The organism is Paenibacillus puldeungensis (assembly GCF_042678945.1).
GTDB classification, from domain to species: Bacteria; Bacillota; Bacilli; order Paenibacillales; family Paenibacillaceae; genus Fontibacillus; species Fontibacillus puldeungensis.
This window is the reverse complement of the sequence record NZ_JBHTLM010000019.1, coordinates 14,857-29,082: the sequence shown is the minus strand read 5'-3', so window position 1 is coordinate 29,082 and position 14,226 is coordinate 14,857. Positions and strand designations below refer to the sequence as shown.

General features: G+C 47.8%; 12 protein-coding genes. All 12 read left to right on the top strand.

What is annotated here, in order from left to right; all coding sequences use genetic code 11:
- Positions 1–13: 13 nt before the first annotated feature.
- The 12 genes from ACFQ3W_RS20590 to ACFQ3W_RS20535 all read left to right on the top strand — a co-directional run bounded on the left by ACFQ3W_RS20590 (position 14) and on the right by ACFQ3W_RS20535 (position 14,137).
- Positions 14–2,686, top strand: coding sequence for a valine--tRNA ligase (locus ACFQ3W_RS20590; protein ID WP_379321117.1), 2,673 nt, complete (start codon positions 14–16; stop codon positions 2,684–2,686).
- A gap of 29 nt (positions 2,687–2,715) precedes the next feature.
- Entirely contained in the window at positions 2,716–4,098 is a 1,383-nt protein-coding gene (locus tag ACFQ3W_RS20585) for a bifunctional folylpolyglutamate synthase/dihydrofolate synthase (protein WP_379321116.1), read from the top strand.
- A gap of 59 nt (positions 4,099–4,157) precedes the next feature.
- A complete protein-coding gene (gene murC, locus ACFQ3W_RS20580; RefSeq protein WP_379321169.1) occupies positions 4,158–5,480 on the top strand; it encodes a UDP-N-acetylmuramate--L-alanine ligase in 1,323 nt (440 codons plus the stop codon).
- 408 nt (positions 5,481–5,888) lie between these two features.
- A complete protein-coding gene (locus ACFQ3W_RS20575; protein WP_379321115.1) occupies positions 5,889–7,205 on the top strand; it encodes an SPOR domain-containing protein in 1,317 nt (438 codons plus the stop codon).
- Positions 7,206–7,455: 250 nt separating this feature from the next.
- A complete protein-coding gene (locus ACFQ3W_RS20570) occupies positions 7,456–8,058 on the top strand; it encodes a Maf family protein (protein ID WP_379321114.1) in 603 nt (200 codons plus the stop codon).
- Between the two features lie 125 nt (positions 8,059–8,183).
- On the top strand, positions 8,184–8,873 hold the full coding sequence (gene radC, locus ACFQ3W_RS20565; protein WP_379321113.1) for a RadC family protein: 690 nt from the start codon (positions 8,184–8,186) through the stop codon (positions 8,871–8,873).
- 39 nt (positions 8,874–8,912) lie between these two features.
- Entirely contained in the window at positions 8,913–9,947 is a 1,035-nt protein-coding gene (locus ACFQ3W_RS20560) for a rod shape-determining protein (protein ID WP_379321112.1), read from the top strand.
- A gap of 97 nt (positions 9,948–10,044) precedes the next feature.
- A complete protein-coding gene (mreC, locus tag ACFQ3W_RS20555; protein ID WP_379321111.1) occupies positions 10,045–10,923 on the top strand; it encodes a rod shape-determining protein MreC in 879 nt (292 codons plus the stop codon).
- A complete protein-coding gene (gene mreD, locus ACFQ3W_RS20550) occupies positions 10,920–11,450 on the top strand; it encodes a rod shape-determining protein MreD (RefSeq protein ID WP_379321110.1) in 531 nt (176 codons plus the stop codon). The genes mreC and mreD overlap by 4 nt, the downstream gene beginning before the upstream one ends.
- 77 nt (positions 11,451–11,527) lie before the next feature.
- Positions 11,528–12,187, top strand: coding sequence for a septum site-determining protein MinC (minC, locus tag ACFQ3W_RS20545; RefSeq protein WP_379321109.1), 660 nt, complete (start codon positions 11,528–11,530; stop codon positions 12,185–12,187).
- Positions 12,188–12,190: 3 nt separating this feature from the next.
- Complete coding sequence (gene minD, locus ACFQ3W_RS20540) at positions 12,191–12,985, top strand: septum site-determining protein MinD (protein ID WP_379321108.1); 795 nt, start codon at positions 12,191–12,193, stop codon at positions 12,983–12,985.
- A gap of 6 nt (positions 12,986–12,991) precedes the next feature.
- Entirely contained in the window at positions 12,992–14,137 is a 1,146-nt protein-coding gene (locus ACFQ3W_RS20535) for an FtsW/RodA/SpoVE family cell cycle protein (protein WP_379321107.1), read from the top strand.
- The last annotated feature ends 89 nt before the right edge of the window (positions 14,138–14,226 follow it).

Genomic DNA, 14,226 nt, shown 5'->3' with positions numbered 1-14,226 from the left:
GGAGGTTGAAAGTATGACAGAAAACGAAGGACAACAGTTGTCGACAGAGATGCCAACAACATACGACCCGAAAACAGCCGAACAGAAATGGTACCAATATTGGTTGGACGGTGGTTATTTTAAAGCCGGGAAGCGTCCAAACGCCAAGCCATTTACGATTGTGATCCCACCGCCAAACGTTACGGGTATGCTGCATATCGGGCATGCGCTTGATTTTACGCTGCAGGATATTTTGACTCGGACGAAGCGGATGCAAGGCTACGACGCATTATGGCTTCCAGGCTCGGACCATGCGGGTATTGCTACACAGACTAAGGTAGAGCAAAAGCTGCGGGAGCAAGGTGTAACCCGTTACGATTTGGGACGTGAGAAGTTCCTGGAACAAGTTTGGGAATGGAAGGACAAATACGCAGCTACGATCCATGAGCAATGGGCGAAGATGGGCTTTTCCCTAGATTATTCCCGCGAGCGGTTTACGCTGGACGAAGGCCTCTCCCAGGCGGTTCGCGAGGTGTTCGTCAAGCTGTATGAGAAAGGATTAATCTATCGCGGCAAATACATTATTAACTGGGATCCGGTTGCTCGCACTGCGCTTTCCGATATCGAGGTCGAGTATAAAGAAGTCAACGGACATTTGTATCATCTGCAATATCCGCTTAGTGATGGAAGTGGCTCGATCACCGTTGCGACGACACGTCCGGAAACGATGCTGGGCGATACAGCCGTAGCTGTTCATCCGGAGGATGAACGGTATCGTCACCTCGTCGGGAAGACGCTGGTTCTGCCGATTGTTAACCGCGAAATTCCAATTATCGCCGACGAGTACGTAGAGAAGGAATTTGGGAGCGGGGCCGTGAAAATCACCCCAGCGCATGACCCGAATGACTTCGAAGTGGGGCTTCGTCATGATCTACCGCAAATCAACGTGATGGACGAGAGCGGTACAATGAATGCGGCAGCCGCGAAGTACCAAGGCCTGGACCGCAGTGAGTGCCGTAAGCAGATCGTTAAAGATTTGCAGGACATGGGTGTTCTTGTGAAGATTGAGGATCACCTGCATCAAGTAGGGCACAGTGAACGAACTGGCGCTGTAGTTGAACCGTATCTGTCAACGCAGTGGTTCGTTAAGATGAAACCTCTTGCTGAAGTGGCGATCGATGCTCAAAAATCTGGCAAAGGCGTTAATTTTGTTCCGGATCGGTTTGAAAAAACATATCTGCATTGGATTGAAAATGTACGTGATTGGTGCATTTCCCGTCAGCTTTGGTGGGGTCATCGTATTCCTGCTTGGTATTGTGAAGCGACTGGCGAAATGGTGGTTGCCCGCAGTGAAGAAGAAGCACGTGCTAAACTTGGTCGCGATGACTTGAAGCAGGACGAGGACGTACTGGATACCTGGTTTAGCTCCGCTTTGTGGCCGTTTTCAACGCTGGGCTGGCCGGATGAGGACAGTGCTGACCTCAAACGCTACTTCCCGACAGACGTACTTGTAACCGGGTATGACATCATCTATTTCTGGGTAGCGCGGATGATTTTCACTTCCTTAGAATTTAAGGGCGATATTCCTTTTAAAGATGTGCTAATCCACGGGCTTGTTCGTGACAGTGAAGGACGCAAAATGTCCAAATCTCTTGGAAACGGCGTCGACCCATTAGAGGTTATCGAAAAATACGGTGCAGATGCGATGCGTTACATGATCTCGACGAGCAGCACGCCAGGGCAGGATTTGCGCTTCCGTTGGGAACGCGTCGAGCAAGCTCGAAATTTTGCTAACAAGATTTGGAATGCCTCACGGTTTGCTTTGATGAATTTGGAGGGAGTCACTTATGCGGATATCGACATCAGCGGTGACCTCTCCACATCTGATCGCTGGATTCTTCATCGCTTGAATGAGACCGTCAAGGATATTACTCGTTTGATCGATGCTTATGAGTTTGGTGAAACCGGCCGTCTGTTGTACAACTTTATTTGGGATGACCTTTGCGATTGGTACATTGAATTTGCCAAGCTGTCATTTTACGGAGAAGATGCCGCAGCTAAACGGAAAACACAGTCAGTGCTTGCTTATGTGCTGGACCAGACGCTGCGCATGATTCACCCGTTCATGCCGTTTATTTCCGAGGAAATATGGCAGCATTTGCCGCATGATGGCGAAACGATTACGTTAGCGGCTTGGCCGCAGTACGACCCAGCGTTCGAAGCTCCTGAAGCCGTTCAAGAGATGAACCTGTTGATCGACATCATTCGTGCGGTTCGCAACATTCGCGCCGAAGTAAACGTTCCGATGAGTAAGAAGGTTGAACTCCTGATCAAACCGGGAAATGAAGAACTCCTTGAAGTTCTAACCCGGAATGAACACTATATTCGTCGGTTCTGCAACACCTCGGAGTATGAAGCTTCGCTGACCGCTACTGCACCGGATAAAGCGATGACCGCCGTAGTAACTGGTGCGGATTTGTATTTGCCGTTATCCGGTTTGATCGATATCAAACAAGAGATCGAACGGTTGACCAAAGAGCTCGAAAACCTGAACAAGGAAGTTGAGCGTATTGAGAAGAAGCTTGCCAATGAAGGTTTTGTGGCTAAAGCACCGGCAAAAGTCATCGAGGAAGAGCGGGCTAAAATGACCGATTATTCCGAGAAACGTGATAAGGTGCTGGCTCGGATCGAAGAGTTAAAAGGATAAACGGAAATCAAAATATGAAGGTGACTGGCATGGAGGATCGAACAGACGAAGAAAGACGACCGCTCCCCTCATTGGGAAGCTATGCTGAAGCGGTCGATTGGATCAATGGCTTGATACCGTTTGGCATTCGTCCGGGATTGGAACGGATCGAACTGATGATGGAACGACTGGGCCATCCGGAACGGAGACTTAAGTTTATTCATGTTGCAGGAACGAACGGAAAAGGATCTTCCTGCGCTTTCTTAACCCGTATTCTTCGGGAATGTGGATATCATGTGGGGACATTTACGTCCCCCTATATCACAAAATTTACGAATCGTTTTCAATATGATGAAGAGGATATTCCGGAAGACGTACTCCTTGCTTTATCAAAACGGGTCGCTCCATTGGTGCAGGAAATCGCTGCAAGCGAGCTTGGATCGCCAACGATGTTCGAAGTAAGCACCACGATCGCTATTTTGTATTTTGCCGAGGTTTGTTACCCGGATGTTGTAGTATGGGAGACCGGGCTTGGGGGAAGGATGGATGTTACCAATATTGTGACGCCTATCGTATCGCTGATTACAAATATCGGCTATGATCATATGGACGTACTTGGTGACACTATCGAATTGATCGCCCGTGAAAAAGCCGGCATCATCAAACCTGGCGTTCCAGTTGTCAGCTGTGTGGAGCAACCTGAAGCGATCGCTGTTTTGAAGGAGACCGCTTCCGCCCAACACTCAAATTTGTATTTGCTGGGAGAACAGTTCCACTATGAACGGCTGGAGGTAAACGTAAAAGAGCAAAGGCTCCGGTTCAACGGTCCTTTCCGTGAACTGGATCTCGCCATCGCTATGCAGGGGGAGCATCAGTGTAAAAATGCTGCCGGTGTCATGATGGTATTGGAAGTGCTCAGGCAGTATATGGCCTTCATTTTGGAAGATGAGCAGCTACTGGATGGATTTCGTACTACGTTCTGGGCAGGACGTCTGGAGCAGGTAACGGAAATGCCTCGCATTGTCCTCGACGGAGCTCATAATCCGGAAGGTGCGGCGTCACTGGCTAAAAGCGTGCCGGAGGTGTATCGTTACCGAAAGCTGCATTTAATGATGGGGATGCTTTCAAATAAGCATCATCAGGGCTACATGAAGCATATATTACCTATAGTGGATACGCTAATTCTGACCGAGCCCGATTTTCGCAGAAAAATGGATGCCGAGGCGTTATACGATCTCGTGACTGACCTTAAGGAACAATATGCGAAAGCGGATTTGGATATCATCATAGAACGTGACTGGAGAAAGGCCCTTTCGCTTTTGGAGTCACGGACGGAACGGGAAGATCTAGGGGTAGTGACGGGCACGCTTTATTTAATTTCTGACGTGCGGGCAACCCTTTTGCATCAAACCGATTCTGAAAAAGGCTGGTGACCATTTTGTTAAATACAACGGAACAACACGTACATTTTATCGGCATTGGCGGCTATGGCATGAGCGCCATCGCTCGCGTTATGCTAGAGATGGGTTATACAGTGACCGGATCTGATGTCGCTTCTCAGGAGCTGACGGAGAAACTGGCTGCTAAAGGCGCAAAAATCTACATCGGCCATACGGCTGAGCAGGTCCACGGCGCGGATCTCGTCGTTTATTCAACCGCTCTGCCGCAAGACAATGTAGAGCGTATTGAAGCACAGGAACAGGGAATTCCGATTTTGCACCGGTCTCAAATGCTCGCTCGTTTGTTGAACGAGCGTACTGGCGTCGCCGTCGCCGGTGCTCATGGAAAAACAACCACTTCGTCCATGATTGCTTTAGTTATGGAGCAATGCGGTACAGACCCGACTTATATTATCGGCGGCGAACTGATGGATGTAGGGACAAATGCAAAAGCAGGCCACGGGAAATGCGTCGTGGCGGAAGCTGACGAAAGCGATGGCTCGTTTTTGCAATATCATCCTTCACTCGGCGTCGTGACCAATATTGAAGCGGATCATCTGGAAAACTATGGCGGTGATTTTGGACGACTGAAGGATGCTTATGTTCAGTTCCTTAATCAAATTAAGCCGGATGGCAAAGCGGTTGTTTGCGGAGATGACAGCAATATCCTGGAGCTTTTGGCTAAGGTTCAATCCCAATCGATTACGTACGGTATTGAGAAGGAGTGCGACTACTCGGCTCACGACATCGTACTCGGTGACCGCTGCGTAACGTTTAAGATGAACCGCGGTGCAGAAGAATTGGGAACGATTGAATTATCCGTGCCAGGAAGACATAATGTGTACAACGCGATGGCTACAGTAATCGTTTGTATGGAAGCGGGGATTCCGTTTGCGGATATCGCGGAAGCGATTTGTCATTTTCACGGTGCGAAGCGCCGCTTCCAAGTGTTAGGTGAAAGCAATGGAATCCTGATTATCGACGACTATGCTCATCATCCGACGGAAATTCAAGCGACCATTGCCGCAGCGAAAGCAACCGGTAAGCGGATCATCGCGGTCTTTCAGCCGCAGCGCTATACGCGAACCTTCTTCCTGCTCGATGCGTTCAGTCGTGCATTCGGAGAAGCGGATGAAGTCATCATCACCGATATTTACTCCCCGGCTGGAGAGAAACGGATTGAAGGTGTCCATTCTTCTAAGATGGTTGATTTAATCAAGCAAAACAGCAATCCGGGAGCTCGTTACTTGGCGACTAAGCAAGATGTGCTGGCCGATCTCCAGGGGCGGCTTAAACCGGGTGACCTGGTGCTCACCATGGGTGCCGGGGATATTTATAAAGTTGGCTACGAGCTTGCTGATAAGTTAGCTAAATAAATTGTGCTTTGGAACAATACTTATTTCAAGAAACCGCTGGAGCGAATTGCTTCAGCGGTTTCTTGCCCATTTACTGGAATTAATAAAATTTATGAGAGGGCCCTCTTGCCTGTTTTCCGCATTTGTTTAGTCCAACCTATATAGATGCATTTTGTGCAGTTAAACATCGACTTGCCAGAAACCTTAGACAATTAGATGCAGAAAGTGCAGCTAATAGGAGCGAAATAACCCTGCAAAGTCCAAAAATCCGGAATTTGCCCGGAAATAGCTGCATGAAATACATTTAGTTGTGGTTATCCCCTCCTCAAAACAGCGCATTTAGTACTTGATAAAATTACTTATTTAGAATAATCATCCTTGTTCAATCATATTTTTAGGATAGAAGAATGGACAAGGAGTGTGCGGACCGTGAACAAAGCGAAAATGACATTCCGGTTTGACGAAACGGGGCGGAAAATTGAGCCGAGGCATCCGAGCGTTGGATATGTCTCAAATCAAGAAGAGAAGGAAGAGTTGGAAATACGCACTAGCGGACCCATACAGGGCAAAGAATCGGAAGTTGCACCTCTGAGGCAGACATCTCAGTACCGGGCGATTGAGGTAGTTGAGGAGTGGGGAGACCCTTTTACTGACTATACGGGGACGGGACTAACCGTCTTTCCCGAAAGTCCGCGAACGAGCAAACCAAAACTTGAACTGGTGTCGTCTAGTGAACACTTAGGCAAGGACCAAAGCACTGACACCGAACCTTTGGAAGAACATGAGTATTGGATCGACGATATGAGTTATACAGGTTATATTACTGCTCCAAATGATCGTGCTGTCCTGGCGGATGGCCCGCTAATTTCAACGGATGATCATTCCGAGCATTATTACCGACCTACGAGGACCTCATGGTGGAAGGTGGCTGGGTCCTTAACTGGAGCCATCATTACTGGAGCATTATTCGGATTCGTTGTCCTGTCCATGTTCAACCAAGAGATTAAGCTCCCGCTGCCCGGTATTGGGGTTCCCAAACAAAGCAATGTCGGCGAAGCTGCAAGCGTTCCGGTGATGGGAGAAATCGGCGACGAACAGACGAGTGAGGAGCTGCTGCCTCAGGTCAATTTTGCGCTGCCTACGCAAACTTATTACTTTTTACAATACGGGGTGTTCAGTACAGCGCAGGGCGTGCAGCAGGCACAGGAGGAGCTTCAGGCTTCAGGAATAGCAGCCGCTCGGGATACTGTTGATGAGAAAAGAGTGTATGCCGGGGTTTCAACGGATCGCGAGCAAGCCAAGCTGCTAAGCGGACAGTTAAAAGCCGCAGGAGTTCATCTAATTTTGCATGAAATTAATTTACCTGCATCTGCCGCCATAAAATTTAACGGAGAGGCGCAGACATTGGAGACATACCTTGCTCAAAGCGCCGAGCTTGTAAGTCTGCTTAGTTCTAAGTCGGCTTCATTACTTAGCGATACAAATACTCAGCAGGTTAGTAGCGATGAGTTGAAGGAGCTGGGGCAGAAGCATCAATTATGGACTGAAAGCGCGTCGGCGGTACGGGGGAAATGGTCATCGGCAAAAGATGATGCTGCGAATGTAATGGAGAAGGCGATCAATGGTGCCCTGGAAGCAATGAACGAATTCAATAAAAGCGGAGCTAAGACGCTGTTATGGGAAGTTCAAAATGAGATGATGCGGTTCATTATGGCCGAGCAGGCCCTGCTGAACAGCGAACGATGACGTTAGAAGAGTCGATATAAATAAGACAGGATTGGAAATACTTTCCCCTGTCTTATTTATGTTTGTATTGAGAATGAATTAATCTTATAATAAGGAAGTGTCAAAAAATGGCGAGGATTTACAGCGAAATAATGTCGATTCTCGCAGCTTTAGAAACGGATCCGCCATTCAAGGGCGGTTATGCCGTTTTTTCTTGCAAATAAAGGCACATTCTTTTCTTGTCATTTCGTCAAAAAGGAGAATTCAGCCCTTGGAAACCAAACATTTGCGCCGAGTAATCCTTGCTTCGACATCACCGCGAAGACGCGAATTAGTCGCTTCACTGCAAATTCCCTTTGACGTGGTGCCAAGCCACGCTGACGAATCAACTCCGGACACTTGGTCGCCTGAGCAGATTGTGATGGAACTCGCGGCTAGAAAAGCAAACGCGGTCTATAATACGTTGACTGAAACTTCGAAAGACGGCGTTATCGTCGGCAGCGACACCATTGTTGTTAGGGATGGCGTCGTTTTGGGCAAGCCGAGAGATGAGCAAGAGGCTGCGGCCATGCTAAGCTCATTACAAGGCCGAAGCCATACGGTATATACCGGGGTTGCCTGTCAAGACGGATTGACCGGAAACATGAAGGTCGATTATCGTTCGACAGTAGTTACCATGAAGGCGCTGACCGAGGATGAAGTTTGGGCTTATGCTCGGAGCGGGGAAGGACTCGACAAGGCTGGAGCTTATGCAATCCAGGGACTAGGGGCCACGATCGTTACTGGCATTGAGGGTTGCTATTTCAATGTGGTTGGTTTACCACTCTCCTTGCTGGTGGACATGCTGGCGGAATTTGATATCCATGTGCTCTAAAGATCAACCAAAGTAACGTGTAAAATCGAGGAAGTGATAAAGCATATCCTTCCGAACTATTTGGATAGCGATTACCGGATTATCCGGATTCGCTCACAAACCAATTCGGAAGCGAGGGATTGAGTATGAAATCAACCTCTTATATGCTAAGAGATCTTCCTTCAGAGGAACGGCCAAGAGAAAGAATGATGCTTTACGGAGCCAGCGCGTTAAGTCATGCCGAGCTATTGGCAATTCTTCTGAGAACGGGTACGCGTCACGAATCGGCTGTGCATATGGCTCAGCGTCTTTTGTCGGGGATGCAGGGTATTCGCGGGCTAGTCGATATGAGCCTTGATGAATTGACCCGATTGAAGGGAATAGGGCCGGCCAAGGCGGTGCAGCTTAAAGCGGGCATTGAACTAGGGCAGCGGCTGGCAAAGGCAAGGCTGCCGGAAACTGAGGTGATCCGCAGTCCACATGTGGCGGCGGAGCTTTTGATGGAGCAGATGCGTTATCTGCAAAAGGAACATTTTGTTTGTCTTTTTTTGAATTCGAAAAATCATATCATTGCTCAAGAGACGCTTTCCATCGGAAGCTTGAATGCAACGATCGTTCACCCACGCGAGGTGTTCAGGGCAGCAATAAAGTGCAGCAGCGCTTCCGTTATATGTGCACACAATCATCCAAGCGGGGATCCGTCGCCAAGTGAGGAGGATATCCTCATGACAAAACGGCTCTGCGAAGCAGGAGAGATTGTAGGGATCGACATTCTGGATCATATCGTGATTGGAGATGGAAAATTCGTCAGTTTGAAGGAGCAGGGCTTGATGTAATATAATAGATTAGATACAGAAGGAAAGGAAGAAAACAGCATGTTGGGTGGCTTTACGAAAGACTTGGGAATTGATTTGGGAACGGCAAATACGCTGGTTTATACGCGTGGTAAAGGGATAATCGTAAGAGAACCGTCCGTGGTTGCGATTCACACTGATACGAAGAGCATTGTTGCTGTAGGTGAATCCGCTAAGAAAATGATAGGTAGAACTCCTGGAAACATTCGTGCAATCCGCCCGATGAAGGATGGAGTTATCGCCGATTTTGATACGACCGCTACCATGATCAAATATTTTATCAATCAGGCGCAAAAGCAGCGCTCGCTTTTCCAACGTCATCCGAACGTGATGGTTTGTGTACCTTCCGGCATTACAGCTGTAGAACAGCGTGCCGTCGAGGATGCGACGAAGCAAGCCGGAGCCAGAGAGGCATATACGATCGAGGAGCCTTTTGCAGCAGCTATTGGTGCTGATTTGCCGGTATGGGAGCCAACAGGGAGCATGGTAGTAGATATTGGTGGCGGTACAACAGAGGTTGCTGTCATTTCGCTTGGTGGCATCGTTACGAGCAAATCAGTTCGTGTAGCTGGGGATGAAATGGATGAAGCGATCATCCAATACATCAAGCGCCAATATAATTTAATGATCGGGGAAAGAACTGGAGAACAGCTCAAAATGGACATCGGCTCTGCTTTGGCTCTGGAGAAAGTAGAAACGATGGAAATTCGCGGACGCGATTTGGTGAGCGGCCTTCCAAAGACGATCACGATTACCTCGGATGAAATTTCCGATGCTCTTAGCGATACGGTTGGAGCGATTGTGGACGCCGTAAAAGTAACGCTAGAGAAATGTCCGCCGGAGCTTGCTGCCGATATTATGGACCGTGGGATCGTATTGACCGGTGGCGGGGCGCTACTCCGCAACTTGGATAAATTGCTCGCGAGTGAAACGGGAATGCCGGTCATTGTAGCGGAGAACCCGCTTGATTGCGTAGCCGTTGGTACAGGCAGAGCTTTGGATAATATCCATTTATTCAAATCTAAAAGTAGTTCAGCCCTTCGTTCAAGACGATAAATGATCGTTTGAAAGAAGACACCCCTTATCATAAAGTGGCGCCGTCCTTATGGGACGGCCATGCCGCTTTTATTTAAGAAATATGTAAGGTTGGAGGGTGCTAAAACTGTTTAAGCTGCTTGGCAACAAAAGACTGTTTTTTTTATTGATGGGACTTATTTTATTCATTGCGGTTATGGGGTTTTCACTCGGGTCAAGAACTTCCTTGTCCTGGCCGGAGAAATTTGTGAAGGACACGGTTGGCTTCGTGCAATACGTGTTTTACAAGCCCGCTGGCTACGTAGCGGGCTTATTTGAAGATATTTCAAACCTGCGATCCTTGCAGGAGGAGAATGAGGAACTAAAAATTGCCCTTGCTCATTACACCCGCGACAAAGTAAACTACAATTTCATAGAGCAGCAATACAAAAGGCTACAGGACGAACTTCATTTCACGGATGCGCAGAAGGAGAGATACGACTATACATGGAAAATCGCTCAGGTTCTGAGTGTTAATGATGACCCTGTTAATCGGACCATTGTAGTTGATATCGGCGAGCGCGAGGGTGTTAAGGAAGGTATGGCTGTCTCTTCTACGGACGGACTGGTCGGTGTTGTTAGTCATGTCAGTTACATGACGTCTACCGTCAAGCTGGTAACATCAATGGATGCCAAAGACCCTAACTCGAACGGCATCGCCGTGACCGCTCTGGGCAAGGAGAACGATGTGTTTGGGATGATTGAAACGTTCGATAAGAAGCAGGGCAAATTCCTGATGACGCGTATTCAGGATAAGAAATCCCTGGCTAAAGACGACCTGATCGTTTCCTCAGGGATCGGTGGTGTTTTCCCACGCGGGATGATTATCGGAAAAGTTAAGGAGATTCAAGTAGGTGAATATGGCTTGACCTACACGGCAACCGTTGAGCCGGCAGCTAACTTTACCGACTGGAAAGAGCTGTTTGTTGTGTTTACACCGGACGGTGAAGGAAAGTGAGAAACCGCAAGTTCATTCTCATATTGCTGCTTTTTCTCCTGTTTATCTTAGAAGGTACCATCGTCCCATGGCTAATTCCGGGATCGTGGCAGACGCGAATTGTTCCTCATTTGGTGTTTATCGGTATTTTGTATTTTTCGATATACGACAACCGTCATACAGGACTGCTTCTTGGTCTTTGCTTCGGGCTGCTTCATGATGTCGTGTTTTATGGAGCCCTTATTGGAGCGTATTCTTTTGCGATGGGATTAACCGGCTACTTGATGGGTCTCCTATCCCGTAACCAGCGTGCTCCCCTTCCACTAATGATGATCATCGTTCTGATTGGAAGTCTACTGCTGGATTCCATTTTGTTTGGGACATATTCGCTATTCGAGCTGACGCATGAACCGTACACTTGGGCGTTAAGCAACCACATTATTCCCAATGTATTTGTGCAGTTTATATTTGCTCTTATCATCTATGTGCCGCTCCGGCGTCAACTGGAAATGTTGACGAAGAGACGGGCCCCAGAGGAGAACGCTTGACTTCCACGGACTTTTCCTTGCTCAAGCAGGAACTTGTCCGCTCCGGCACGAATTGATTAGGAGGGAGGGACAGGCTTATGACAGTGAAATCCAACCACGTAACCATAAAAGGAATTAAGGATGGCCTGGTATTCCTTCTGGACGACAAGTGTGATTTCTCAAGTCTTCTGGAGGAGCTTCGCTATAAATTAGAGTTTAGTCATCAGAATATTTTGACTGGCCCAATCATTCACGTAGATGTGAAGCTGGGGACGCGTTTAGTGACCGATGATCAGAAGGAAATGATTCTTGATATATTGAAGCAAAAAGGAAATCTGCTTGTTCGCTCCATCGAAACACCGGCCTTGGCCCGTGAGAAGGATGAAAATGCACTAACGACGATGACAGGTATCGTACGTTCTGGCCAAGTCCTTCGTCATGAGGGAAATTTGCTGTTCATCGGTGATATTAACCCGGGAGGGACGATTGTCTGTACAGGGGACATCTTGATCCTTGGCGCTCTTCGGGGGATGGCACATGCAGGCTTTGAAGGCAACGAGAAAGCGATCATCGCTGCGTCATATTTGTCGCCTACACAACTGCGCATCGCCGAGACGATCAGCCGACCTCCGGACGAGTGGGAGAATCGGGAGACGAGTATGGAATTTGCCTTTTTATTGGACGGGAAAATGCAAATCGACAAAATCGTTAACGTGACCCGGATAAGACCGGATCTTAACGTGTTTAGAGGGGTGTGAAAGATGGGAGAAGCTATCGTCATTACGTCTGGTAAAGGCGGTGTCGGTAAAACGACAACCTCAGCTAATATCGGGACGGCTCTTGCCCTATTGGGCAAAAAGGTATGTCTGGTCGATACGGATATTGGCCTTCGAAATTTAGATGTCGTCATGGGTCTTGAAAATCGGATCATTTATGATCTGATCGATGTTGCTGAAGGCCGCTGCCGGTTGAATCAGGCGCTGGTGAAAGATAAACGGTTCGATGAGCTTTATATGCTGCCTGCGGCGCAAACAAAAGACAAGAACGCCATCTCTCCTGAACAAGTCAAGGACATTGTACTTGAGCTTAAGAAGGAATATGAGTATGTTATCATTGATTGCCCTGCGGGTATCGAACAGGGCTTTAAAAATGCTATTGCCGGTGCGGATAAGGCTATCGTCGTCACTACGCCGGAGAACGCAGCTGTTCGCGATGCCGACCGGATCATCGGGCTTTTGGAAAATTCGCATATCGCTTCTCCAAAACTCGTCGTTAACCGAATTAAGGTAAATATGATGAAGGCGGGCGATATGCTCGATATCGAAGGTATTTTGCAGGTGCTAAATATAGATTTAATTGGGATTGTACCCGATGATGAAAAGGTTATAAAAGCAGCGAACAGTGGGGAGCCAACGGTGATGAATCCCGATTCGGCCGCCGCAATCGCGTATCGCAACATAGCCCGCCGGATACTTGGCGATACGGTGCCGCTAATGCTCCTGGATCAAAAGAAGGGTGTGTTTACACGCTTCAAGAAGTTTTTTGGAATGGGTTGATCAAGCTTGTTTTTTAAAATTAAAAAGATAGACTGGCTGATTGTCGGAATTTTAGCCGCTTTTATGCTTTTCAGTTCATTACTGGTGCATAGCGCCATTGCGCCCTATGATTCAGAATTTGTCGGTTACGATATGAAAACCGTTTATTTTTATATTTTGGGCTTTATCGTCGTTTTTGGTATGGCAGTAGTCGATTATCGCACCTTACTGCGGTTTAGCTGGTATTATTATGCCGCGGGGTGTGTTCTTCTGGTGGCGGTGTATTTGTTCGCACCGGAGATCAACGGTGCGCGAAGCTGGTTTAGAATCGGGGGACTGCAGTTTCAGCCAGCGGAGCTGGTCAAGGTCATTTTAATCCTGATGACCGCATATATGCTCGGACAAAGACAGGGGCAGCATTTGCAGTTTCGACGAGACATTGTACCGATTGCTCTGGTCAATTTGCTCCCGTTCCTTCTCGTGCTCATCCAGCCTGACCTTGGGAATGCCATCATTTATCTGGTCATCCTTGTAGCTATGCTTTGGATCGGAAATGCGAAATATAGTCATGTGCTCATTGCTATGACTGCTGCGGTTGTGGTGTTAATTTTGTTCGTTACGCTGTTTACCACCTACAATACTCAAATCCACGATTACCTTGAGAAACATCAGAAGTTGCACTGGTATCAACGGATCAATACGTTTATTAATCCGGATCAAGCTTCAAACGACGACAAACATCAATCGAATTATGCCAAGATTGCGATCGGTTCCGGCGGGTTGCTGGGAGACGGATATATGAAGGGGGAACTGAAGAATAAAAAATTCGTCCCTTATCCGTATTCGGATTCCATTTTTGTCGTAGTAGGCGAAGAGTTCGGCTTTATCGGCGCTTCGGTGCTTCTATTAATATATTTCTTGTTGATTTATAGGATGATTTTAATAGCTTTGCACTGCATTGATAAAAGGGGAGCCTACATCATCGTTGGCATCGTCGCGATGTTTCTGTTTCAAATTTTCGAGAACGTCGGGATGATGATCGGGTTGATGCCGATTACCGGTATTACGCTGCCATTCATCAGCTATGGGGGAACCTCGCTTCTTATCAACATGTTATGTATCGGCCTGGTGTTCAGCATCATGCTGCATCAGGAAAAATACAATGTAGAGTGAACAAGCCGGTGCCGAAAGGCCCCGGTTTTTTGCTGCTTCGGATAGCTTGTTCATATTCCGGTCAAGCCCCTCATAGGTATAAGAAGAAA

What these genes read in the sequence shown, in the direction of transcription:
- ACFQ3W_RS20590 (WP_379321117.1), top strand. Translation starts at nt 14, where the DNA reads ATGACAGAAAACGAAGGACAACAGTTGTCGACAGAGATGCCAACAACA.
- ACFQ3W_RS20585 (WP_379321116.1), top strand. Translation starts at nt 2,716, where the DNA reads ATGGAGGATCGAACAGACGAAGAAAGACGACCGCTCCCCTCATTGGGA.
- murC (WP_379321169.1), top strand. Translation starts at nt 4,158, where the DNA reads ATGAGCGCCATCGCTCGCGTTATGCTAGAGATGGGTTATACAGTGACC.
- radC (WP_379321113.1), top strand. Translation starts at nt 8,184, where the DNA reads ATGAAATCAACCTCTTATATGCTAAGAGATCTTCCTTCAGAGGAACGG.
- ACFQ3W_RS20560 (WP_379321112.1), top strand. Translation starts at nt 8,913, where the DNA reads ATGTTGGGTGGCTTTACGAAAGACTTGGGAATTGATTTGGGAACGGCA.
- minC (WP_379321109.1), top strand. Translation starts at nt 11,528, where the DNA reads ATGACAGTGAAATCCAACCACGTAACCATAAAAGGAATTAAGGATGGC.
- minD (WP_379321108.1), top strand. Translation starts at nt 12,191, where the DNA reads ATGGGAGAAGCTATCGTCATTACGTCTGGTAAAGGCGGTGTCGGTAAA.